Origin of the sequence: Aquitalea magnusonii, from assembly GCF_003202035.1 — a bacterium.
In the GTDB taxonomy this organism is placed as follows: Bacteria; Pseudomonadota; Gammaproteobacteria; order Burkholderiales; family Chromobacteriaceae; genus Aquitalea; species Aquitalea magnusonii.
This window is the reverse complement of record NZ_QJKC01000002.1, coordinates 75,667-96,676: the sequence shown is the minus strand read 5'-3', so window position 1 is coordinate 96,676 and position 21,010 is coordinate 75,667. Positions and strand designations below refer to the sequence as shown.

Annotated in this window: 15 protein-coding genes; 9 read left to right on the top strand and 6 right to left on the bottom strand. The window is 62.6% G+C overall.

Features of this window, described 5'->3' with window-relative positions; all coding sequences use genetic code 11:
• Positions 1-29 precede the first annotated feature (29 nt).
• Positions 30-869, top strand: coding sequence for a hypothetical protein (locus DFR38_RS02195; RefSeq protein WP_110312934.1), 840 nt, complete (start codon positions 30-32; stop codon positions 867-869).
• Here the strand turns inward: DFR38_RS02195 and DFR38_RS02190 are convergent, their stop codons facing one another.
• Together DFR38_RS02190 and DFR38_RS02185 are read right to left on the bottom strand one after the other, a co-directional pair.
• Positions 870-1,667, bottom strand: a complete 798-nt coding sequence (locus DFR38_RS02190; protein WP_059285492.1) for a response regulator — start codon at positions 1,665-1,667, stop codon at positions 870-872.
• 105 nt (positions 1,668-1,772) lie between these two features.
• On the bottom strand, positions 1,773-2,774 hold the full coding sequence (locus tag DFR38_RS02185) for a class 1 fructose-bisphosphatase (protein WP_059285489.1): 1,002 nt from the start codon (positions 2,772-2,774) through the stop codon (positions 1,773-1,775).
• 144 nt (positions 2,775-2,918) lie between these two features.
• Between DFR38_RS02185 and DFR38_RS02180 the strand changes: the two genes are divergently transcribed.
• Positions 2,919-3,686 (top strand): substrate-binding periplasmic protein, encoded by a 768-nt coding sequence (locus DFR38_RS02180; RefSeq protein ID WP_158527676.1) that lies wholly within the window; start codon positions 2,919-2,921, stop codon positions 3,684-3,686.
• On the opposite strand, the gene gcvA is transcribed toward DFR38_RS02180, so the two are convergent.
• Positions 3,683-4,627: a transcriptional regulator GcvA gene (gene gcvA, locus DFR38_RS02175; RefSeq protein WP_082693355.1), complete on the bottom strand. Its 945-nt coding sequence runs from the start codon at positions 4,625-4,627 to the stop codon at positions 3,683-3,685. The two genes, DFR38_RS02180 and gcvA, sit on opposite strands and share 4 nt — an antisense overlap.
• Positions 4,628-4,807: 180 nt before the next feature.
• Here gcvA and acnB point away from each other — a divergent pair, with 180 nt between their 5' ends.
• Both acnB and DFR38_RS02165 read left to right on the top strand, forming a co-directional pair.
• Positions 4,808-7,402, top strand: a complete 2,595-nt coding sequence (gene acnB / locus DFR38_RS02170; protein WP_059285491.1) for a bifunctional aconitate hydratase 2/2-methylisocitrate dehydratase — start codon at positions 4,808-4,810, stop codon at positions 7,400-7,402.
• Positions 7,403-7,600: 198 nt separating this feature from the next.
• Positions 7,601-10,705 carry a DNA translocase FtsK gene (locus DFR38_RS02165; RefSeq protein WP_244909881.1) on the top strand — a complete coding sequence of 1,035 codons (3,105 nt, stop codon included), beginning with the start codon at positions 7,601-7,603 and terminating at the stop codon, positions 10,703-10,705.
• Between the two features lie 61 nt (positions 10,706-10,766).
• On the opposite strand, the gene DFR38_RS21655 is transcribed toward DFR38_RS02165, so the two are convergent.
• The gene (locus DFR38_RS21655; RefSeq protein WP_275576188.1) at positions 10,767-10,901 is read right to left on the bottom strand and encodes a hypothetical protein; all 135 of its coding nucleotides are present in this window, start codon (positions 10,899-10,901) and stop codon (positions 10,767-10,769) included.
• A 218-nt stretch (positions 10,902-11,119) separates the two neighbouring features.
• On the opposite strand from DFR38_RS21655, the gene DFR38_RS02160 reads away from it, so the two are divergent.
• Entirely contained in the window at positions 11,120-13,990 is a 2,871-nt protein-coding gene (locus DFR38_RS02160) for a PAS domain S-box protein (RefSeq protein WP_146215903.1), read from the top strand.
• On the opposite strand, the gene DFR38_RS02155 is transcribed toward DFR38_RS02160, so the two are convergent.
• A complete protein-coding gene (locus DFR38_RS02155; RefSeq protein ID WP_059287528.1) occupies positions 13,987-15,192 on the bottom strand; it encodes a vWA domain-containing protein in 1,206 nt (401 codons plus the stop codon). The genes DFR38_RS02160 and DFR38_RS02155 overlap by 4 nt on opposite strands.
• Before the next feature lie 106 nt (positions 15,193-15,298).
• On the opposite strand from DFR38_RS02155, the gene DFR38_RS02150 reads away from it, so the two are divergent.
• The 4 genes from DFR38_RS02150 (at position 15,299) to DFR38_RS02135 (ending at position 20,236) form a co-directional block, all read left to right on the top strand.
• The gene (locus DFR38_RS02150; RefSeq protein WP_059287529.1) at positions 15,299-16,729 is read left to right on the top strand and encodes a coniferyl aldehyde dehydrogenase; all 1,431 of its coding nucleotides are present in this window, start codon (positions 15,299-15,301) and stop codon (positions 16,727-16,729) included.
• Between the two features lies 1 nt (position 16,730).
• Positions 16,731-17,246: a hypothetical protein gene (locus DFR38_RS02145; protein WP_110312932.1), complete on the top strand. Its 516-nt coding sequence runs from the start codon at positions 16,731-16,733 to the stop codon at positions 17,244-17,246.
• Positions 17,247-17,254: 8 nt separating this feature from the next.
• Complete coding sequence (locus DFR38_RS02140; RefSeq protein WP_244909880.1) at positions 17,255-18,850, top strand: GMC family oxidoreductase; 1,596 nt, start codon at positions 17,255-17,257, stop codon at positions 18,848-18,850.
• A gap of 288 nt (positions 18,851-19,138) precedes the next feature.
• Positions 19,139-20,236 (top strand): NAD(P)-dependent alcohol dehydrogenase, encoded by a 1,098-nt coding sequence (locus DFR38_RS02135; RefSeq protein ID WP_059287025.1) that lies wholly within the window; start codon positions 19,139-19,141, stop codon positions 20,234-20,236.
• 84 nt (positions 20,237-20,320) lie between these two features.
• Here the strand turns inward: DFR38_RS02135 and DFR38_RS02130 are convergent, their stop codons facing one another.
• Entirely contained in the window at positions 20,321-20,968 is a 648-nt protein-coding gene (locus tag DFR38_RS02130) for a TetR/AcrR family transcriptional regulator (protein WP_059287026.1), read from the bottom strand.
• Between the last annotated feature and the right edge of the window lie 42 nt (positions 20,969-21,010).

Below are 21,010 nucleotides of genomic sequence, written 5' to 3'. Positions count from 1 at the left end.
CGGCCCTTTTTTCTTGTCCGGGGTGCTTGATGGAGATGATTTACGCAGTACAGCGTTATGCGGCAACACGGCCATGGGCCAAGCGAGTGGGGCAGCTGTATGCGCGGGAAGTGCAGCAGACGGCGGCACAGCAGCAGGTACAGGAGCTGGTAGGGCGCGAGCTGACGCGTGCCGCCCAGGTTTATCCGGCGGTCGCGGCGCGTACCGCCAGCGAGCAGCGGCTGGCCGATGCCTACGGACAGTTCTGCCGTCATGGCAAGCTCATGGCACATCTGGAAGATGGCTTGATGCAGGCGCTGCGGCATACCCGTGCCCCTGGTCATTTGCCCGACCGTTTGCAACTGCCGGCGGCGGCATTTTATCTGCACGTCGATGGCGCAGAAGGGGGTGCTTTTGTCATGCAGATGCCAGGCCGCCAGGAAGTGGCCTTGCTGCTGCTGCGGGCGGATTTTTCGCTGGCAGGTGCCGACTGGCTGGCCGATGTGGAAGATAGCCTGGCCTTGCAGCTGGCCTATCCGGGCGAGCTGGCAGCACCGTTGGCGGCGGTTGCCGCACCGTGGCGTGGCTTGCTGACGGCGGTATTGAATGGCCTGGCCTTGATGACGCAGCCGCGACTGCTGCTGGTGCGGGGCTGGGAGGGGTCGGCCCCCTCGGACAGCGTGGCGCTGGCCATGCATCCGGCCTGTGCCAAAAGCCGGCAGAAAGGACGCAGCCAGCTCTTGCAAGCCGGCTATCAGGAAGTGAGTTATTGCCGTCTGGACGGCGTGGCCACCCTGCCAGGCGATTACGCCACTCCCGGCTACTGGCGGCGCCAGGCGGTCAACGATGCACAGGGCGGCGCGCGCCTGGTGTGGGTGATGCCGCGCTGATCAGCGCTGCGCCAGTTGCGTGCGCAGCACCTGGCGCACCGCCGAGGTCTCGAAGGGTTTGCCCATGATGGCGGATACACCGGCGGCCTCGGCGGCGGCCAGCCTTTCCATGTTTTCTTCGCTGGAAATCATGATGATGGGGACCGAGCTTTGCATGCTGCGGGTGCGGATATAGCTGGCCAGCTCGCAACCATCCATCATCGGCATGTTGTAGTCGGTCAGCACCAGATCAAACAGGGTGCTGTCGATCAGCGGCAGGGCGTCCTTGCCACTCCAGGATTCGGTGATTTTCTCGAAGCCCAGTCGCTCCAGCACAGTGCGGATATGGCGACGCGCCATCACGCTGTCGTCCACCACCAGGATGTTGAGGTCGGCGTAGTCGAGGTCGCTGTCGGTATCGTTCTGGTTGACCGCCAGAAAATCCAGGGTGTCGTTGATGACCTTGCGCAGCTGGGGCAGATCGAAGGGTTTGGGCAGTATGCCCATCAGGCCGGCCTGGCGCATCGGGTCGATCAGGTCGGGATTGGTTTCGCTGGACACCAGGATAAAGGGCAGGTCGCGCAGTTCGGTGTGGCCGCGCATGCGGAAAATCATTTCCCCGCCCGTCATGTCGGGCAGGTGGAAGGCGCTCATCACCACGTCCGGCTTGTATTTGCCGATGTATTCCAGCAGGGCTTCCCCGGTTTCGAATACTTCCATGCGCGTAATGCCGAGTTCGGACAGGGCATTGCGGATGATTTGTGCCTGAACCGACGAGCTTTCTGCCAGGGCAACGATCAAGTGTTGAATGGACAGCATGCGCTTTTCCGTTTTTTGTGTAGCCATTTACCACTATAGGCGCTTTGGCGGCGCTGTCATGGCCGCCAATGAAAAAACCCTGCCGTGGCGGCAGGGTCGACTGGTTTATTGCTGATGATAAGCGGTGATGCGTTCGACTTCTTCTTTCGAGCCGAGGAAAACCGCCACACGCTCATGCAGCCCCTTGGGCTGGATTTCCATGATGCGCTGATAGCCGTTGGTGGCGGCACCGCCGGCCTGCTCGATGATGAAGGCCATCGGGTTGCCTTCGTACATGATGCGCAGCTTGCCGGCCTTGTCCGGATCGCGTGCGTCTTTCGGATACATGAAGATGCCGCCGCGGGTGATGATGCGGTGTACTTCAGCCACCATCGAGGCCACCCAGCGCATATTGTAGTCCTTGCCCAGCGGGCCGGTCTTGCCGGCCAGCATTTCATCCACATAGCGCTTAACCGGGGCTTCCCAGTGGCGCATATTGGACATGTTGATGGCAAATTCCTGAGTGGTTTCCGGGACTTGCATGTCGGAGTGGGTCAGCACGAAGGAGCCGTGTTCGCGGTCCAGCGTGAAGCCGTGCACGCCGCTGCCGAAAGTCAGTACCAGCATGGTCTGCGGGCCGTACACGGTGTAACCGGCGGCAACCTGCTTGGTGCCCGGTTGCAGGAAGGCTTCCTGCGTGGGGTGATCAATGCCTTCCGGGCAGCGCAGGATGGAGAAAATGGTGCCGACCGAGATATTGACATCGATATTGGATGAGCCATCCAGCGGGTCGAACATCAGCAGGTATTCGCCCTTCGGGTATTCACCCGGAATGTGATAGGGCAGTTCCATTTCTTCCGACGCCATGGCGGCCAGGCTGCCGCCCCATTCATTGGCATCCAGCAGGAAGTCGTTGGCGATCACGTCCAGTTTCTTTTGTGCTTCGCCCTGGATGTTGCCGGTGCCGGCCTCACCCAGAATGCCGGCCAGCGCACCCTTGTTGACAGAGTAGCTGATGGCCTTGCAGGCGCGGCCAACGGTTTCGATCAGCAAACGCAGTTCGGGCGGCAGGGTGCCGGCCTTGCGCTGTTGTTCGATCAGAAAGCGGGAAAGGGTGATGCGGCTCATGGCGTTCCTTGCGTTCGGTGGGGGGCGGTACTGGCTGGGTTCAGGCACAGCAGCTCGATCTCAGGCGCACATTATAACGAATATGCCTGCAGCGTCATGCGCTAACAGCTATCAATAAACGATGACCCGAGCGAGATGACTGCCATGCGGATTCTCCTGCTACTGATTCTGTTATCCCTTGCCCTGCCGGCTGCAGCCCTGTCCATCTTCACCGAAGAGTGGCCGCCCATCACCTTTCAGCGCAATGGTGTGGCGGATGGCATGGCCGTGGAAGTGGTGAGGGAGATTCAAGCACGCATTCATGACAATACGGCCATCGAGGTCGTACCGTGGGCGCGTGGCTATCGCGAACTGGAAAGCACGCCCAATGTGCTGCTGTTTACCGTAGGGCGCAGTGATGCGCGGGAAAAGCTGATGACGCTGATCGGGCCGGTGGCGGTATCGCAGACCGTGCTGCTGTCGCGCAAGGGCGAAGCCGGCAATCTGCTGGCCTTGGGTACGGCACTTTACAGTCGGCCGGTGGGGGCGTATCGCGGCAGCATTTTTGCCGATGCCGCGGCATCGGCCGGTTTTGTCGAGGTCGATCTGGCTCCCACGCCGCAAGTATCGGCACAGAAGCTGCTGGGTGGGCGCTACGACCTGTGGGTGGAGGGCGGCTTTGTGGTGGCCTCGGTATTGAAGGATATTCACCAGCCGCCGGATGCGGTGGAGGTGGTCAGGGTGCTGGAGTCGCTTGAGCTGTATCTGGCGTTTTCGCGCGGCACCTCGGCGCGCACCGTCAGGCGCTGGTATGACGCGCTGGCCGCCATGAAGAAGGACGGGAGTTTCCGCCGTATCTACAATAAATGGCTGCCGCGCGATACCGCGCCGCCGGAGATGCGCCAGCTGGGCCTGACGCCGCAGCAGCCCTAGTCTTCCGGAAAGGCGTGGGCAATCATGTTGTCGTTGAGTCCGGCGGCCGGAAAGGGACGCATCTGTCCGGATTCCTGCTCCAGCCAGCGACAAAAGGAGGCCACGGTGGAGTCGCCCGATGCCGTGCGTGGCACGATCCAGCAGTAATCACGCACCGGCACCACCGGGCTGGATAGGGGCGCCACCAGCTGGCCGGAATCCACCAGCGACTGCGCCATTGGCAGCGGGCCCAGTGCCACGCCCAGCCCATCCAGCGCCGCTTGCAAGGCTAGCGAGAAACGGTCGAAATGCAAGCCGCAGGCCGGTTTCAGCTCGGGTACGCCGGCCAGGGTCAGCCAGCGTTGCCAGGCGGTGGGGCGGGTGTCGGCATACAGCAGGGTGTGCTGCGCCAGGTCGGCCGGGCTGTCGATGGGAAAGCGTTTCAGCAGCGCAGGCGAACAGAGCGGCAGCTCGCATTCTTCCAGGAAAGGCTTGGCGATATGGCCGGGCCAGTCACCGGGTCCGCGACGGATGGCAATGTCGAACGGGCTGTCCAGCCGGCTGATGTCACGGTCTGATGTCACCAGATGCAGTTCCACATCCGGATAGCTTTCGCGGAATACATGCAGCCTGGGCATCAGCCAGTGCATGGCCATGGTAGGGGTGGAATTGATGGTGAGCCGGCGCTGGTTGTCCGGCTGCAGCAACTGCGAAGTGGCATTGGCGATCAGGTCCAGCCCGTCCTGCACCTGGATCAGGTAGCGCCAGCCGGTATCGGTCAGTTTGACCCGGCCGCCGGCACGGTCAAACAGGCGCACGCCCAGCCATTCCTCCAGCTGCTTGATCTGCTTGCTCACAGCACCGTGGGTAACGAACAGCTCGTCGGCTGCCGAGGAAAAGCTTTCCAGCCTTGCTGCAGCCTCGAATATCCGCAGCGCGTTGAGAGGGGGGTAAGTGCTCATGGTGTGAGTATAACTCACAGACGATGTTTCGATTACTCGTTTGTCACTGGCGGTCAGACGGCGTAATCTTCCAGCAATCAAAACGGGGTAGAAGGAAATCTCCCCGGACGGTTGCCGCCAGTTGATCCCGCGCTGGCGGCTGACTCATTGCAAACAACCCAAGCAAAAAGGTCCCAAGCTATGCTCGAAGCCTACCGTCAGCATGTTGCAGAGCGCGCTGCACTGGGCATTCCGCCCCTGCCGCTGAACGCCAAGCAAACCGAACAACTGGTCGAACTCCTGAAAAACCCGCCCAAGGGCGAGGAAGATCTGCTGGTCGAGCTGATCACCTTCCGCGTACCGCCGGGCGTGGATGATGCCGCCAAGGTCAAGGCATCCTTCCTGGCCGCCGTGGCCGAAGGCAGCGTGGCTTCGCCGCTGGTTTCCCGTGCCAAGGCCACCGAACTCTTGGGCACCATGCTGGGTGGTTACAATGTCAAGCCGCTGATCGACCTGCTGGCCGATGCCGAAGTGGGCGCCATTGCCGCTGAGGGCCTGAAGAAAACCCTGCTGGTATTCGACTTCTTCCACGACGTGCAAGTGCTGGCCGAAGGCGGCAATGCCAACGCCAAGAGCGTGCTGCAAAGCTGGGCCGATGCCGAATGGTTCACCAGCCGTCCGGAAGTGGAAAAGAAAATCACCGTCACCGTATTCAAGGTGCCGGGCGAAACCAATACCGACGACCTGTCGCCGGCACCGGACGCCTGGAGCCGCCCGGACATCCCGCTGCACTACCTGGCCATGCTGAAGAACACCCGTCCGGGTGCTGCCTTCGTGCCGGAAGAAGATGGCAAGCGCGGTCCGATGCAGTTCATCGAAGACCTGAAGAAAAAAGGCCATCTGGTTGCCTATGTGGGCGACGTGGTGGGTACCGGTTCTTCCCGCAAATCCGCTACCAACTCGGTGGTATGGGCGACCGGCCAGGACATCCCGTTTGTGCCGAACAAGCGCTTTGGCGGCGTCACCCTGGGTGGCAAGATCGCTCCGATCTTCTTCAACACCCAGGAAGACTCCGGCTCGCTGCCGATCGAAGTGGATGTGTCCGCGCTGGAAATGGGCGATGTGATCGACATCTACCCGTACGACGGCAAGATTGAAAAGAACGGCGCCACCGTGGCCAACTTCCAGCTGAAGTCCGACGTGCTGCTGGACGAAGTACGCGCTGGCGGTCGTATCAACCTGATCATCGGCCGTGGCCTGACCGCCAAGGCACGCGAAGCACTGGGTCTGGCCCCGTCCACCACCTTCCGTCTGCCGAAAGACCCGGTCAATTCCGGCAAGGGCTTCTCGCTGGCACAAAAGATGGTTGGCCGCGCCTGTGGTCTGCCGGAAGGCCAGGGCGTGCGTCCGGGTACCTACTGCGAACCGAAGATGACCACCGTGGGTTCGCAAGACACCACCGGCCCGATGACCCGCGACGAGCTGAAAGACCTGGCCTGTCTGGGCTTCTCCGCCGACCTGGTGATGCAGTCCTTCTGCCACACCGCCGCTTATCCGAAGCCGGTGGATGTGAAGATGCACAAGGAACTGCCGGCCTTCATCTCCACCCGTGGCGGTGTTGCGCTGCGTCCGGGCGATGGCGTGATCCACAGCTGGCTGAACCGCCTGCTGCTGCCGGATACCGTGGGTACCGGTGGTGACTCCCACACCCGTTTCCCGATCGGCATTTCCTTCCCGGCCGGTTCTGGCCTGGTGGCTTTTGCCGCGGCTACCGGCGTGATGCCGCTGGACATGCCGGAATCGGTACTGGTGCGCTTCAAGGGCGAACTGCAACCGGGCGTCACCCTGCGTGACCTGGTGAATGCCATCCCGCTGTACGCCATCAAGCAAGGTCTGCTGACCGTGGCCAAGGCTGGCAAGAAGAACATCTTCTCCGGCCGTGTACTGGAAATCGAAGGTCTGCCCAACCTGAAGGTTGAACAGGCATTCGAGCTGTCCGACGCTTCTGCCGAACGTTCCGCTGCCGGTTGCACCGTGCATCTGAACAAGGAACCCATCGTCGAATACATGCGCTCCAACATCACCCTGATGAAGACCATGATTGCCGACGGTTATGCCGACCCGCGCACGCTGGAACGCCGCATCAAGAAGATGGAAGAGTGGATTGCCAAGGGCGAACTGCTCAAGGCGGATGCCGACGCCGAATACGCTGCCGTGATCGAAATCGATCTGGCCGACGTGAAAGAGCCGATCGTGGCCTGCCCGAACGACCCGGACGATGTGAAGTTCATGTCCGAAGTGGCCGGCACCAAGATCGACGAAGTGTTCATCGGTTCCTGCATGACCAATATCGGTCACTTCCGTGCCGCTTCCAAGCTGCTGGAAGGCAAGCGCGACCTGCCGGTCAAGCTATGGCTGGCTCCGCCGACCAAGATGGACGCGCAGCAGCTGACCGACGAAGGTCACTACGGCGTGTTTGGCATGGCCGGTGCCCGCACCGAAATGCCGGGCTGCTCGCTGTGCATGGGTAACCAGGCACAGGTACGCGAAGGCGCCACCGTGATGTCCACTTCCACCCGTAACTTCCCCAACCGTCTGGGCAAGAACACCAATGTGTTCCTGGGTTCGGCCGAACTGGCCGCCATCTGCTCCAAGCTGGGCAAGATTCCGACCGTGGAAGAGTACAAGGCCAATATCGGCATCATCAACGAGAAGGGTGCCGAGGTTTACCAGTACCTGAACTTCGACCAGATCAAGGACTACCAGGACATCGCCGCTACCGTGGCCGTGAACTGATCCCGAGCGCTGATCGACAAGAACCCCGCCCTGTGCGGGGTTTTTTTGTTTATGCCGCCGTTTGCGCGGTGCGGCCATGCGAAGCGCAGTCAAAAACGGGTACAATCGGCGCTTTGGATTGCCCCTGTCGTGTGCTGCGGAATTGGCCTTGGGCTGGTTTGCGCGACTACGGCAGAATGAGGAAAGAGGTTGCTGATCGTGTGGTTTGTGCTTGGGCTGATGATGTTGGGTGTGGCAGCAGGTGTGACCTGGCGGATGCTGGGAGCAGGGCACCCCTGGCGTGCGCGGGTGTCGCTGCAGCGTGAGCGCCTGCTGAAGAAGCTGGATCGTGTGCTGGGTGCCGGTCATGATGAAGAACTGGACATCACGCCGGCGGCATTTCGCGAACGCCGCCGCGAACCGGTGGCCATCCGCTTTGACAGCACCGTGGCGGATGAGGAGCCCGGCCTGCCGCCGCCATCAGGCAGCGAGCAGGGCCGTGCCCAGCCCCAGCCCAGGCCGGCTGTCGCTGCCGCCGTGCCCACGCCGCCGCCGGCCAGCCCCGCCCCGCGCGTGCAGGGCAAGCCCGCCACGCCAGCGCCTGATCTGCCGCATGTCGAACTGGTACGCAGCTATCGCAAGCCCAAGCCATCAGCCGCAGCCCCCAGCCAGCCGCGTGGCGAAAATCTGCCGGTCATCGGGCTGGACGAGCTGCAAAACAATCTGCATCACGGCTCGCGCCGTCGTCAGGCACAGCGCCAGTCGCTGTCTGGCCATCCCGAGCCGCGCCCGCTGCCGGTGATCGATCCGCATGAAGTGCGTGCCCAGGTCAATGCCCTGCACAGCAAGCGCCGCAGTCATGAGACCCCGGTGGCTAAGCCGGCCGTGGTGTTGCAGCCGGTGCATCCGGCTCCGCGCAAGATCATCACCCAGCCGATCCCGCCGCGGGTCAGCCCGCCCCCCTCCGAGCCGGCCATCGTACGGCACGAGCAACAGCCCAGAAGCAATGCTTATGCCGGCTGGATCCGTCCGCCTGCGCCACGACCGCCAGCGGCCAAGCCCGCCCCGGTGCTTGAGCCGGCCGCGCAGCTGTCCGGCCTGTCGCTGGCCGATATTCCCGACGCGCCTTTGCCGCACAGTGCGGCTGAATCTGCTGCACCTGCACCGCTTGCGCAGCCACTGTCGTCTTCACCGCAGCCAGCGCTGGAGAATATGCAGGTGGCAGAAATGGCTGCCGAGCAGCTGTTTGCCAATGGCGAGCCAGCTGACCCGTCCGCGGTTTTACCACCGGCGGAGCAGGGCGCGCCGGCAAGCCAGGCTGAGCCTGTTGCCGCGGTCACCATCAGTGAGCCGCCGCCCGCTGTCGTGGCGGAAGCCAGCAGTGTGAGCCCGCTGCCGGCGGAGCCGCTGGCTGCGCCGCGCATGCCTGCCTCGCCACCGGCCAGCATGGCCGTGCCGCAGGCGGAACCGGAGCGTCAGCCGTGGCGCTGGCCCGAGCAGAGGCCGCAGCTACCGCCGCAGGACAGTGAAGTCCGCCCGGCCGCGCCGCCACCCCCGCCTGCTGCCGAGCCGGTCTTGCCGTGGTCGATGATCCGCGAGAACCCGCCCGCGGCGGCCCCCGCCAGCAAGCCGTCGAGTAATCTGGTGTGGCACCTGCTGGATGAGACTGATTTGCCACCCGCTGCCGCGGCTACCGCCAGCAGCGAAGTGACCGCCGTAGTGGCCGAGTCGCTGGCTGTGCCGCAGCAGCCGGCAGTGGCAAGCGTGGCGGATGCTGCGCTGCCATGGAGCCTGCCGCCCGCTGCCGCCCATCGTTCCAGCCTGCCGGTGATTTATGGTGAAGACTGCCTGCCGGGGCTGGACCTGCTGCGCCCGGCCGAAGAAGCCACCACCGTGGTGTCGGAAGACGAATTGCTGGAGCGCGGCATCCTGATCGAGGAAAAACTGGCCGAGTTCAAGGTCAAGGTCAGTGTGGTGGATGCCTATGCCGGACCGGTGATTACCCGTTACGAGGTGGAACCGGCCGTTGGCGTGCGTGGCAACCAGGTGGTCAACCTGATGAAAGATCTGTCGCGGGCACTGGGTCTGGCTTCCATCCGGGTGGTGGAAACCATTCCGGGCAAGACCTGCATGGGTCTGGAGCTGCCCAATGCCAAGCGCCAGATGATCCGCTTGTCGGAGATCTTCTCCGCCGATGTATTCCAGCAACCGGCCTCGCGGCTGACCATGGCGCTGGGCAAGGACATTACCGGGCAGCCGGTGGCCATCGACCTGGCCAAGGCACCGCACTTGCTGGTGGCCGGTACCACCGGTTCCGGCAAGTCGGTGGGCGTCAATGCGATGATTCTGTCCATGCTGTACAAGGCCACGCCGGACGAAGTGCGCTTCATCATGATCGACCCCAAGATGCTGGAATTGTCGGTATACAACGACATTCCGCACTTGCTGGCCCCGGTGGTCACCGACATGAAACTGGCCGCCAATGCGCTCAACTGGTGCGTGGGCGAAATGGAGCGTCGCTACCGGCTGATGAGCGCTTTGGGTGTGCGTAATCTGGCCGGTTACAACGACAAGGTGCGCGAAGCCGAGGCGGCCGGCCGCCGGCTGACCAATCCCTTCAGCCTGACCCCGGAAACACCGGAGCCGCTGAACAATCTGCCCTTCATCGTGGTGGTGGTGGATGAATTTGCCGATCTGATGATGGTGGCCGGCAAGAAGATTGAAGAACTGATTGCCCGTCTGGCACAGAAGGCGCGGGCGGCGGGTATCCATTTGATTCTGGCCACCCAGCGCCCCTCGGTGGATGTGATTACCGGCCTGATCAAGGCCAATATCCCGACGCGGATTGCTTTCCAGGTGTCCAGCAAGATCGACAGCCGGACCATTCTCGACCAGATGGGCGCGGAAAGCCTGCTGGGTCAGGGTGACATGTTGTTCCTGCCGCCGGGCAGCGGCTATCCGCAACGGGTACATGGCGCTTTTGTCACCGATGACGAAGTGCATGCGGTGGTGGATTTTCTCAAGCAGTGGGGCGAGCCGGATTATGTGGAAGGCTTGCTGACTGGTGAAACCGAGGCGGACGAGGAGTCGGCTGCGGCCACTGCCAAGACCCAGGCAGCAACCGAGAGCGATCCCTTATACGATGAAGCAGTGGAAATCGTGTTGAAAACGCGCAAGCCGTCGATTTCCGCCGTGCAGCGCCATTTGCGCATAGGCTATAACCGCGCGGCGCGGCTGATCGAGCAGATGGAGGCGGCCGGCATTGTCAGTGCCATGGAGAGCAATGGCAACCGCACGGTACTGGTGCCGCAGCGCGATTTCTGAGACAGGCCGCGCCATGCAAAAAGGCAGCCGTGGCTGCCTTTTTGCTTGCACCTGCATCCGTTTAGCGCCCAGATCTGCGCCGTGGCTGCTGGTCTTCCTTGCGGATACGGATGGGGATCAGCTCGCGCTTTTTCTCCAGCGGGGCGGTCAGCATGCCCAGCACGATGGCAAAGGCAGCGATCATAAGGATCATCATTACGGTTTCCATGGCGGCTTCCCTCGGCTAGCTGAGGTCTTGTTTGGCTGACCTCTGTCTTCATTGTTGGCGCAACTGGCTGATTGCTCAAGCTAAATATGTGGTTATTGTTATTTTTTTCAAGCAAAGCAGGCTAATTTCATAGCACTTTGCCGAGCACTCCAAACATCATCTATAAAGTAAAGCATGAATCTGCATACCGATGCCGGGAGACCGTCTTGAGCTTGTCATCATCCTCGGGCACGCCACAACAGGGCCAGCCGCCGACGGCTGGCCTGTTGCTGTCGATGCTCAATGCGGCGGACACCGCGCTGATGGCACTGGATGCGGACGGCCTGATCATCCTGTTCAATCATGCGGCAGAAAAGCTGCTGGCCTACCGGGCTGATGAATTGTGCGGGCAGGCACTGCCCAGCGTGCTGCTGGAGCCGGACTTGCTGGAGCAGGAGCGTGCGCAGCTGGCTGCCCGGCTGGGGCGTGCGGTGGACGCTGTCGAGGTATTCACTGCCGAAGTGCAGCCCGGACGCAGCCTGACGCGGGAGTGGCCGCTGCGTGGCAAGGATGGCCGCTTGCATACCGTCAATCTGTCCATCACCGCCATGGTCGAGCCAGGCGCTGCCGGCGGCTATATGGTGGTGATGCAGGATGTGACCGAGTTCAAGCGTCTGCAGCAGCTGATGACGCGCCAGCATGCCCTGTTTGCCAATGGCCCGATGGTGGCGTTCGCCTGCCATGTACAGCAGCCGCGGGTGGTGGTGGAAGTCAGCCCCAATGTGGCCTCCATACTCGGCTATTTCCCGGAAGACATTCTGCTGGAGCCCGACTGGTGGCTGCAGCACCTGCATCCGGACGAGCTGGCCGGGCTGGCCGACGGTGGCTGGCGGCTGGGCCAGGAACGCGGTTTTACCTGCCGCCGCTATCGTTTCTGGCATGGTGCAGGTCACTGGTGCTGGTTGGAAGAGCAGGTGCAGCAGGTTGCCGGCGATGTGGTGCAGGGTTACTGGATGGATGTCAGCAACCAGGTGGAGGGCGAGGACAGGCTGGCCAAGATCGCCGCCAATACTCCCGGCATGATCTATCAGTTCTGGTCCGCCCCGCAGGGACAGGGCAGGTTTTCCTATGTCAGCGACGGCGTGCTGACCATTTTTGGTGTCACCCCGGCCCAGGTCAAGCAGGATGCCGATCTGGTGTGGCGGCGCGTATTTGCGGATGACCAGCAGCGGGTGCGCGAAGAGAGCGAATCGGCACTGCGCTACCAGCTGCCGTGGATCAGCGAGTTTCGCGTGCTGTTGCCGGATGGGCGGCTGATCTGGGTGGAAGCCCGCGCCACGCCGGAGTTGCAGGATGACCAGTCGGTGCGCTGGCATGGTTTGATTTCGGAAATCACCCAGCGCAAGCGGACCGAAGAAGCCCTGCGTGAAAGTCAGGAGCGGCTGGACATGGCCATGCGCGCGGCCAATATCGGGCTGTGGGACTGGCATGTGGCGCTGGGACGGCTGGATTTCAACCAGCAGCTGGTCAATATGGTCGGCTACGACTACCACGAGCTGCATGACAATCCCGGGCAATGGCAGGCGCTGGTCCATCCGGATGACCTGGCCACCGTGCGCCACAATATCCGCGCCCTGCTCAAGCGTGAGGCCAATCAGTACCAGATCCAGTACCGCTTGCTGCGGCGTAGCGGTGAAGTGCTGTGGATACTGGACAAGGGCCAGGCCACCGAGGTGGACGGCAATGGCAATGTCTGTCGCATCGTCGGCACCGTGCAGGACATCACCACCCACAAGCAGGCGCAAAAGCTGCTGGAAAACAGCGAGGCGCATTTCCGCATGCTGTTCCAGAATCACGGTGCGGTGATGATACTGGTTGATCCGGCCAGCGGGGTGATCGTGGATGCCAATCCCTCGGCCGAGCGCTTTTATGGTTATCGCCGGGGCGAGCTGGTCGGCATGCCGATGAGCAATATCAACCAGATGGAAGAGGCCAGAATACGCGGCACCATGGGCGTGGCGCTGCAGCAGGCACACAATCATTTCACCTTCACTCACCGGCTGGCCAATGGCCAGCTGCGCACGGTCGACGTGCATTCCTCGCCGGTGGAGTCTGGCGGGCGCACCTTGTTGTTTTCCATCATTCATGACATCACCGCGCGCCGGCAGGCCGAAGAGGCGCTGTCCACCCTGCAGCGGCAATTGCTGACCATCATCGAAAACTTCCATGGCGCCATGCTGCTGGAGGACCACAATGGCGAGGTGGTGCTGGTAAACCAGCAGTACTGTCAGCTGTTCTTGCCCGGCTATACCCCGGAGCAGCTCCAGTATCTGGGCCGGGTGCAGGTGGCGGCCATGGCGGCGCGACAGTTCGCCGACCCGCAACGGCTGCTGCAAAGGCTGGAAGAATTGCAGCGTTCGCGCGAGGTGGTGCTGGGCGAAGAGTGGCCGCTGGTCGATGGCCGCATCCTGGAGCGCGACCATGTGCCCATCTTTATCGAGGGGCGCTTGCGCAGTGTGCTGTGGGTATACCGTGATATCAGCAGTCGCAAGCTGCAGGAGGAATCACTGCGGCTGCTGGCCACCACCGATGCGCTGACCGGCATTGCCAACCGGCGCAGTTTCATGGAAAAGCTGGAGGATGAATTTGTCCGCTTCCAGCGTTTCAGCAATCCGGTGGCGGTGCTGATGCTGGACATCGATCACTTCAAGCAGGTGAACGACAGCTGGGGCCATGCCGTGGGCGACCGTGTGCTGCGCGACTTTGCCCACATCTGCCAGCAGGTGGTGCGCAAGGTCGACGTACTGGGCCGGCTGGGCGGCGAGGAATTTGCCGTGCTGCTGCCCGGCTGTGGCATGGCCGGCGCGCTGGCCTTGGCAGAGCGCTTGCGCCAGGCGGTGCGCGCGCACCGGGTTGCGCTGGATGCCGGCGAACTGCAGGTGCGGGTGAGCATCGGCGTCAGTTGTTTTGCCCGCGACCAGCAGGAGGCCAGTGTGGCGCTGGCTCTGGCCGACCAGGCATTGTACGAGGCCAAGCTGGCCGGTCGCGATCAGGTACGGGCCTTCGACGGCAACGGTCAGCGCTTTACTGCCGCCTAAACCGGGGGCAGGGCGCTGGCCGGCGCGCTTTTCTTCAGCGCCCGCATGGCCTGGTCCACCCCTTCCAGGGTGAGCGGATACATGCGCTCCTGTAGCAGGCAGCGCATCATTTGCAGCGACTGGGTGTAGTCCCAGTACTGCTCGGCCACCGGGTTGAGCCATACCGCATGGCGAAACTGCTGCAGCAGGCGGCGCATCCACACTTCACCGGCTTCCGGGTTCATGTGTTCGACGCTGCCGCCGGGGTAGCTGATTTCATACGGGCTCATGGTGGCGTCACCGACAAAGATCAATTTGTAGTCGCTGCCAAAGGTGTGGATCAAGTCGTGGGTGGACAGACTGCTGCCCTGGCGGCGGCGATTGTCTTTCCACACCGTTTCATAGACGCAGTTGTGGAAGTAGTAATACTCCAGGTGCTTGAATTCGCTTTTCACCGCGGAAAACAGCTCTTCCACCGCCTTGATGTGGTCGTCCATCGAGCCGCCCACATCAAACAGCACCAGTACCTTCACCGTATTGCGCAGTTCGCGCAGCATTTTCAGCTCGAGCAGGCCGGCATTGCGGGCGGTGGCAGCGATGGTGCCGTCCAGGTCCAGCACTTCTTCCGCGCCCTCGCGGGCGAATTCGCGCAGGCGGCGCAAGGCCAGCTTGATATTGCGGCTGCCCAGTTCGGCCGCATTGTCGAAATTGCGGAATTCGCGTTTATCCCACACCTTTACCGCCCGGCGGTGGCGCGAGCCATCCTGGCCGATGCGTATGCCTTCCGGGTGGTAACCATAAGCACCAAACGGGCTGGTGCCGCCGGTGCCTATCCATTTGTTACCGCCCTGGTGGCGCTCTTTCTGTTCTTCCAGGCGCTGGCGCAGGGTTTCCATCAGCTTGTCCCAGCCCAGTGCCTGCAGCTGCTGCTTTTCCTCTTCGCTGAGAAATTTCTCTACCTGCTGGCGCAGCCAGTCTTCCGGAATCTCGGTTTGCAGATCATCCAGTACCAGCGCCTTGCCCTGAAAGTAATGGCCGAATACCTGGTCGAAACGGTCGTAATGTTTTTCGTCCTTGATCAGCGTGGTGCGTGCCAGATAATAAAAGGCGTCCAGGCTGCCAAAGGCCACCTGCTGTTGCAGGGCTTGCAGCAGGGTCAGGAATTCCTTGAGCGATACCGGCAGGCCGGCGTCGCGCAGGGCGGTAAAGAAATCGATCAGCATGGGTAGTCCACGGAGAGTGACAAGGAAATTTCCCGGTGCTATTCTGGCTTTAGAGTCGTGGCTCTAAACGACCGTTTGCCGGATGGAACAACACGAGGATAGCACAATGAATGTCATGCCAATGCAGCAGGAAAACGCGCTCAGCTTGCCGGATGCCCATGCCGCCCTGTGTCGCGCCGCTGCCGCCGAGCGTTTTCCGGTGCTGGCCCGCCGGCTGGGCTGGCTGAATGCGCTGGAGCAGCTGATCCAGCAAAACCACGCTGCGCTGATTGCCGCCATCAATAGCGATTTTGGCCAGCGCAGCAGCGTGGAAACCCGCCTGGGCGAGCTGTTTCCCAGCCTGGAAGAATTGCGCAGTGCCCGCCGTCAGCTGCGGCGCTGGATGAAGCCGCAGCGACGCGGGGTCTCCATCTGGTTTCGCCCGGCGCGCAATCGCGTGCTGCCACAGCCCTTGGGGGTGGTGGGCATTGTGGTGCCGTGGAATTACCCGCTGTTTCTGGCATTGGGGCCCTTGATCGGCGCACTGGCGGCCGGCAACCGGGTGATGATCAAGATGTCGGAATTTACCCCGGCCACCGGGCAATTGCTGGCCGAGCTGGTGGCGCGTTACTTCGAGCCGGATCTGGTTTGCGTGATCAATGGCGGGCCGGAGCTGGCGCAAGCCTTTACCCGCTTGCCCTTCGATCATCTGCTGTTCACCGGCTCCACCGCGGTGGGCCACCATGTGATGCGTGCGGCTGCCGACCATCTCACACCTGTCACACTGGAGCTGGGTGGCAAATCGCCGGCACTGGTGGCGCGCGATGCCGATTTTGCCCGGGCGGCAGAGTCGATTGTTGCCGGCAAGCTGTTCAATGCCGGGCAGACCTGCGTGGCCCCGGACTATGTGCTGGTGAATGCCAAGGACCGCGACCGGCTGCTGGCCATGCTGGACGCGGCCGCGACGCGGGCCTATCCCACGCTGGCCAATAATCCGGACTACAGCAATATCATCAACCAGCGCCATTACCAGCGGCTGCAGGACTGGCTGGCCGAGGCGCGCGCCGCCGGGGCCGACATCCGCCAGATCAACCCGGCCGCCGAGGATCTGTCCGGCACCCGCAAGCTGCCATTGACCCTGGTGCTGAACTGCCCGGCCGACTGCACGCTGCTGCGCGAGGAAATTTTCGGCCCCATCCTGCCGGTGGTCTGCTACGACCATTTCGACCAGGCCCTCGCTTACATCAATGCCCGGCCGCGGCCGCTGGCGCTGTATCTGTTCGACAACGATCCGCTGCGTATCGAAAAAACCCTGCACCAGACCATTTCCGGCGGGGTGTGCATCAATGAATCCGTGTTGCATGTCATCCAGCACGATCTGCCTTTTGGTGGCGTCGGTGCCTCCGGCATGGGGCATTACCATGGCTATGAAGGCTTTCTCACCTTCTCCAAGCTCAAGCCGGTATTCGAGCAAAGCCGCTGGTCGGGCAGCTGGATGACCCGGCCCCCTTATGGCCGCACCGTGCAATGGCTGCTGCGACTGATGATGCGAGGCTGAGATGATTACGCGTCGTCAATTGATCAAGACCGGCATGGCCGGCAGCGTGGTGTTGCTGGCGGCCGGCTTCCTGGCCAGCCCGCAGCCGGATCTGCCGGCCGCCAGTCAGGGCCGTCTGGTGTTTTTGCAGGCCGCTGATGCACAGATCATCCGCAGCCTGGCCCCGGTGATGCTGGGCATGGCCGGGCTGGCGCTGGACGACATCGTGCGCGGGGTGGATGTGGCCATCGCGCATCTGCTGCCTGCGGTACAGCAGGAGTTGCGCCAGCTGTTCGACCTGCTGGGCAATCGCTGGGCGCGGCGCTGGCTGGCCGGCGTGCACAGCCCGTGGGCGCAGGCCACGCCGGACGAGCTGGCCGCCTTCCTGCAGCGCTGGCAGCAAAGCCCCTTGCTGCTGCTGCGCTCGGGCTTCCAGGCATTGCATGCTTTGATCAATGCCGCCTGGTTTGGCAATCCGGCCAGCTGGAGCGCGCTGGGCTATCAGCAACCGCAACAGGTGATGGGGTTATTGCCATGAGTAGCAAGATGAGCTTGCCCGATCCGGTGGCCGACGGTGTGGCCAGTGGCTGGCGGGTGCTGGACGGTGCAGCACAAACACAGGACCTGCAACTGAGCTGCGATGTGCTGATCATCGGCACCGGCGCGGGTGGCGGCATGACGGCGGAGGTGCTGGCCCAGGCCGGGCTGGATGTGCTGATGGTGGAAGAGGGTGCGCTGCGCACTTCGCGTGATTTTCGCCTGCTGGAAGCCAAGGCCTATCCCGAGCTTTATCAGGAGTCTGCCAGCCGCAAGACCGCCGACAAGGCCATCAATATCCTGCAGGGGCGTACGGTGGGCGGCAGTACCACGGTCAACTGGACCAGCGCCTTTCGCACCCCGCCAGAAACCCTGGCCTGGTGGGGTGAGCGCTATGGCCTGCAGGGCCTGAACCCGCAAGCCATGGCACCGTGGTTTGACCTGGCCGAGGCCAGGCTGGGCATTGCCGACTGGCAGACCGACCCTAATCCCAATAACAGCGTGCTGGAGCGTGGCTGTCAGGCGCTGGGGCTGAAGCACGGCCGTATCCGCCGCAATGTGCGCGGCTGCTGGAATCTGGGCTATTGCGGCATGGGCTGCGCCACCAATGCCAAGCAGTCGATGCTGGTGACCACCATCCCCGGCGCCTTGCAGCACCGGGCCGGCTTGTTGGCGCGGGCCAGGGTGGATCGCCTGTTGCCGGCGGCGGATGGCAAGACGCTGCAGGGGGCTGAGGGTAGCCTGCTGGCGGCTGATGGCCATGGGCTGACCGGTCGCAAGTTTGCGGTGCGGGCGCGCCATGTTGTGCTGGCGGCCGGTGCCATCGGCAGCCCGGCCATCCTGCTGCGCAGCCAGTTGGGCGGGGCGCAGGTGGGCCGGCGCACCTTTCTGCATCCGGTAGTGGTTTCCGGGGCGGTGATGCCGCAACGCATCGAGGCCTATAACGGCGCTCCACAGACCGTCTATTCCGACCACTTCATGCACACCCAGCCGCTGGATGGCCCGCTGGGCTACAAGCTGGAAGTGCCGCCGGTGCATCCCTTGCTGATGGGAGTCACCCTCTCCGGTTTCGGTGCAGCCAGCGCGGGGCTGATGCAGCAGCTGCCCCATCTGCAAGTGGTGCTGGCCTTGTTGCGCGATGGCTTTCACCCGGACAGCCAGGGTGGTCAGGTGCGCTTGCGCCAGGATGGTTCGCCGGAGCTGGACTACCCGTTGAATGATGTGCTGTGGGATGGCGTGCGCCGCAGCTGGCTGACCATGGCCGAACTGCAGTTTGCCGCCGGGGCGCGCCAGGTGCAGGTGCTGCACGAGCAGGCCGATTTGCAAAGCAGCTGGAAGGCGACGCGCGCACAGATCCTGCAGCTGCCGCTCAAGCCCTTGCTGGCGCGCGTGGTCAGCGCCCATGTCATGGGTGGTGCTGCCATGAGCAGCCAGCCGGAGGAGGGGGTGGTGGATGAATACGGTCGCCACTGGCAGCTGCGTAATCTCAGCATTATCGATGGTTCGGTATTTCCCACCAGCATCGGCGCCAATCCACAGCTGTCGATTTATGCCTTTGCCCTGCGAGCGGCCCACCATTTGCGGGATGCGCTAAACCGCGGCTGATCGCCGCGCCGGGCACCTTGGCTGCCGGCCAGTCTGCCCCCTATGATGGAATACCCATCCGATAGAAAAGGTTTTTGCGCCTTGCTGAAACTTGCAGCGTTTCTGGCTGCCCCAGACAAGGCCATGGCCGATTCCGGTGATGGCGGGTCGTGCGCAGCCGCTGGGCCGGGCTGCGTGCCGAGTGTACTGCATCGCATGATCTGCTGGTGCTTGTGGTGATGGGTGGCGGGGGGCTTCTCGCCGCTGCCTGCCGTCACATGCCAGCCGGTTTCCAGACAGGAGGTCAGTATGAGCAGCATGATGAAGGCAGCGGTTTTTGTGGCAGCAGGGCGGGTTGAAATCGCCGAAAAGCCGATTCCGGACGTAGGACCCAACGATGCGCTGATCCGCATCACCACCACCACCATCTGCGGCACCGATGTGCACATCCTCAAGGGTGAATACCCGGTGGCACCGGGGCTGACCATCGGCCACGAGCCGGTGGGCATCATCGAAAAGCTGGGCAGCGCGGTCAGTGGTTATCAGGAAGGCCAGCGCGTCATCGCCGGCGCCATCTGCCCCAATTTCAATTCCTATGCCGCGCAGGATGGCGTGGCGTCACAGGATGGCAGCTATCTGATTGCCTCCGGCAAGTGTGGCTGCCACGGCTACAAGGCCACGGCGGGCTGGCGCTTTGGCAACCTCATCGACGGCACCCAGGCCGAGTACGTGCTGGTGCCAGATGCCCAGGCCAATCTGTCGCCAATTCCGGATGGGCTGACCGACGAGCAGGTGCTGATGTGTCCGGACATCATGTCCACCGGTTTCAAGGGCGCGGAAAACGCCAATATCCGCATCGGAGACACCGTGGTGGTGTTTGCCCAGGGGCCGATCGGCCTGTGTGCCACGGCCGGCGCGCGCCTGTTGGGGGCCACCACCATCATCGCGGTGGATGGCAATGATCACCGCCTGGGGATCTCGCGGCTGATGGGGGCGGATATCACCCTCAATTTCACCCAGTGCGATGTGGTGGACGAAGTGATGAAACTGACCGGCGGGCGCGGGGCGGATTCGGCCATCGAGGCCCTGGGGACGCAGCAAACCTTTGCCTCGGCCTTGCGGGTGCTCAAGCCCGGTGGCACCTTGTCCAGCCTGGGGGTGTACTCCAGCGACCTGACCATTCCGCTGGGGGCGTTTGCGGCTGGCCTCGGCGACCACAAGATCAATACCGCGCTGTGTCCGGGCGGCAAGGAGCGCATGCGCCGGCTGATGGGGGTGATTGCCTCGGGCCGGGTTGATCTGGGGCCGCTGGTGACGCATCAGTATGCGCTGGATGATATCGAAGCGGCTTACGATCTGTTTGCCCACCAGCGCGATGGGGTGCTGAAGATCGCCATTCGTCCCTGAGTATGGGCCGGCCAGACCGGCTGGCTGAAACAACAAAGGCCGTCGTCCCGTGGGGCGGCGGCCTTTTTCTTGTGCTGGCGGCTGTCAGCGGGCAGCGTGGCGTTCGCTCAGCTGCTGGAAAGCTGCCATGAAATCCGGCTGCACATAGGGCTTGAGCAGTGCCATCACCTGGCGCACGCCGCGATGACCGGAGGCTTCGGTAATGGGCGATTTGGGGCGCGAGGTCTGCTCGAAGGCAAACCAGAATTTCACCACCAGCCAGATATTGATGCTGACCGCCTCGATGTCTTCTTCGTCCATCTTGAGCAGGCCCAGACGGATGAATTCGCGGAAGTGCTCGCCCAGAATGCCTTTCAGCTCGGTATTGACGAACTGGTGATACTCCGACTGCAACTGCGGGCTGCGCGCCAGCATGCCGGGCAGGTCGTAGAACATGAAACGGAACTGCCACATCGCCAGAAAGGCGGTATCCAGGTAATTGACCAGATCGGCCACCGTCATGTCGCGCGCTTCCGGTACCGCCAGCCGTTCATTGATGAAGTCGCGGTACATCAGGAAAATCTGGTAGACGATCTCTTCCTTGTTGCGGAAGTGGTAGTACAGATTGCCCGGACTGATGCCCAGATGGGCCGCGATATGGTTGGTGGTGATATTGCGCTCGCCCTGTTCGTTGAACAGTTTCAGACTTTCCAGAATGATGCGGTCGTAGGTTTTGATGCGGGGTTTGCTCATGGGACACCGGACAATGGGGCAAGTCGGGATTATAACTGCTGT

Excerpts from the sequence above, each read along its gene's own strand:
- DFR38_RS02195 (WP_110312934.1), top strand. The coding sequence starts at position 30 with ATGGAGATGATTTACGCAGTACAGCGTTATGCGGCAACACGGCCATGG.
- DFR38_RS02190 (WP_059285492.1), bottom strand. The coding sequence starts at position 1,667 with ATGCTGTCCATTCAACACTTGATCGTTGCCCTGGCAGAAAGCTCGTCG.
- DFR38_RS02185 (WP_059285489.1), bottom strand. The coding sequence starts at position 2,774 with ATGAGCCGCATCACCCTTTCCCGCTTTCTGATCGAACAACAGCGCAAG.
- DFR38_RS02180 (WP_158527676.1), top strand. The coding sequence starts at position 2,919 with ATGCGGATTCTCCTGCTACTGATTCTGTTATCCCTTGCCCTGCCGGCT.
- gcvA (WP_082693355.1), bottom strand. The coding sequence starts at position 4,627 with ATGAGCACTTACCCCCCTCTCAACGCGCTGCGGATATTCGAGGCTGCA.
- acnB (WP_059285491.1), top strand. The coding sequence starts at position 4,808 with ATGCTCGAAGCCTACCGTCAGCATGTTGCAGAGCGCGCTGCACTGGGC.
- DFR38_RS21655 (WP_275576188.1), bottom strand. The coding sequence starts at position 10,901 with ATGATGATCCTTATGATCGCTGCCTTTGCCATCGTGCTGGGCATGCTG.
- DFR38_RS02155 (WP_059287528.1), bottom strand. The coding sequence starts at position 15,192 with ATGCTGATCGATTTCTTTACCGCCCTGCGCGACGCCGGCCTGCCGGTA.
- DFR38_RS02150 (WP_059287529.1), top strand. The coding sequence starts at position 15,299 with ATGAATGTCATGCCAATGCAGCAGGAAAACGCGCTCAGCTTGCCGGAT.
- DFR38_RS02145 (WP_110312932.1), top strand. The coding sequence starts at position 16,731 with ATGATTACGCGTCGTCAATTGATCAAGACCGGCATGGCCGGCAGCGTG.
- DFR38_RS02140 (WP_244909880.1), top strand. The coding sequence starts at position 17,255 with ATGAGCTTGCCCGATCCGGTGGCCGACGGTGTGGCCAGTGGCTGGCGG.
- DFR38_RS02135 (WP_059287025.1), top strand. The coding sequence starts at position 19,139 with ATGAGCAGCATGATGAAGGCAGCGGTTTTTGTGGCAGCAGGGCGGGTT.
- DFR38_RS02130 (WP_059287026.1), bottom strand. The coding sequence starts at position 20,968 with ATGAGCAAACCCCGCATCAAAACCTACGACCGCATCATTCTGGAAAGT.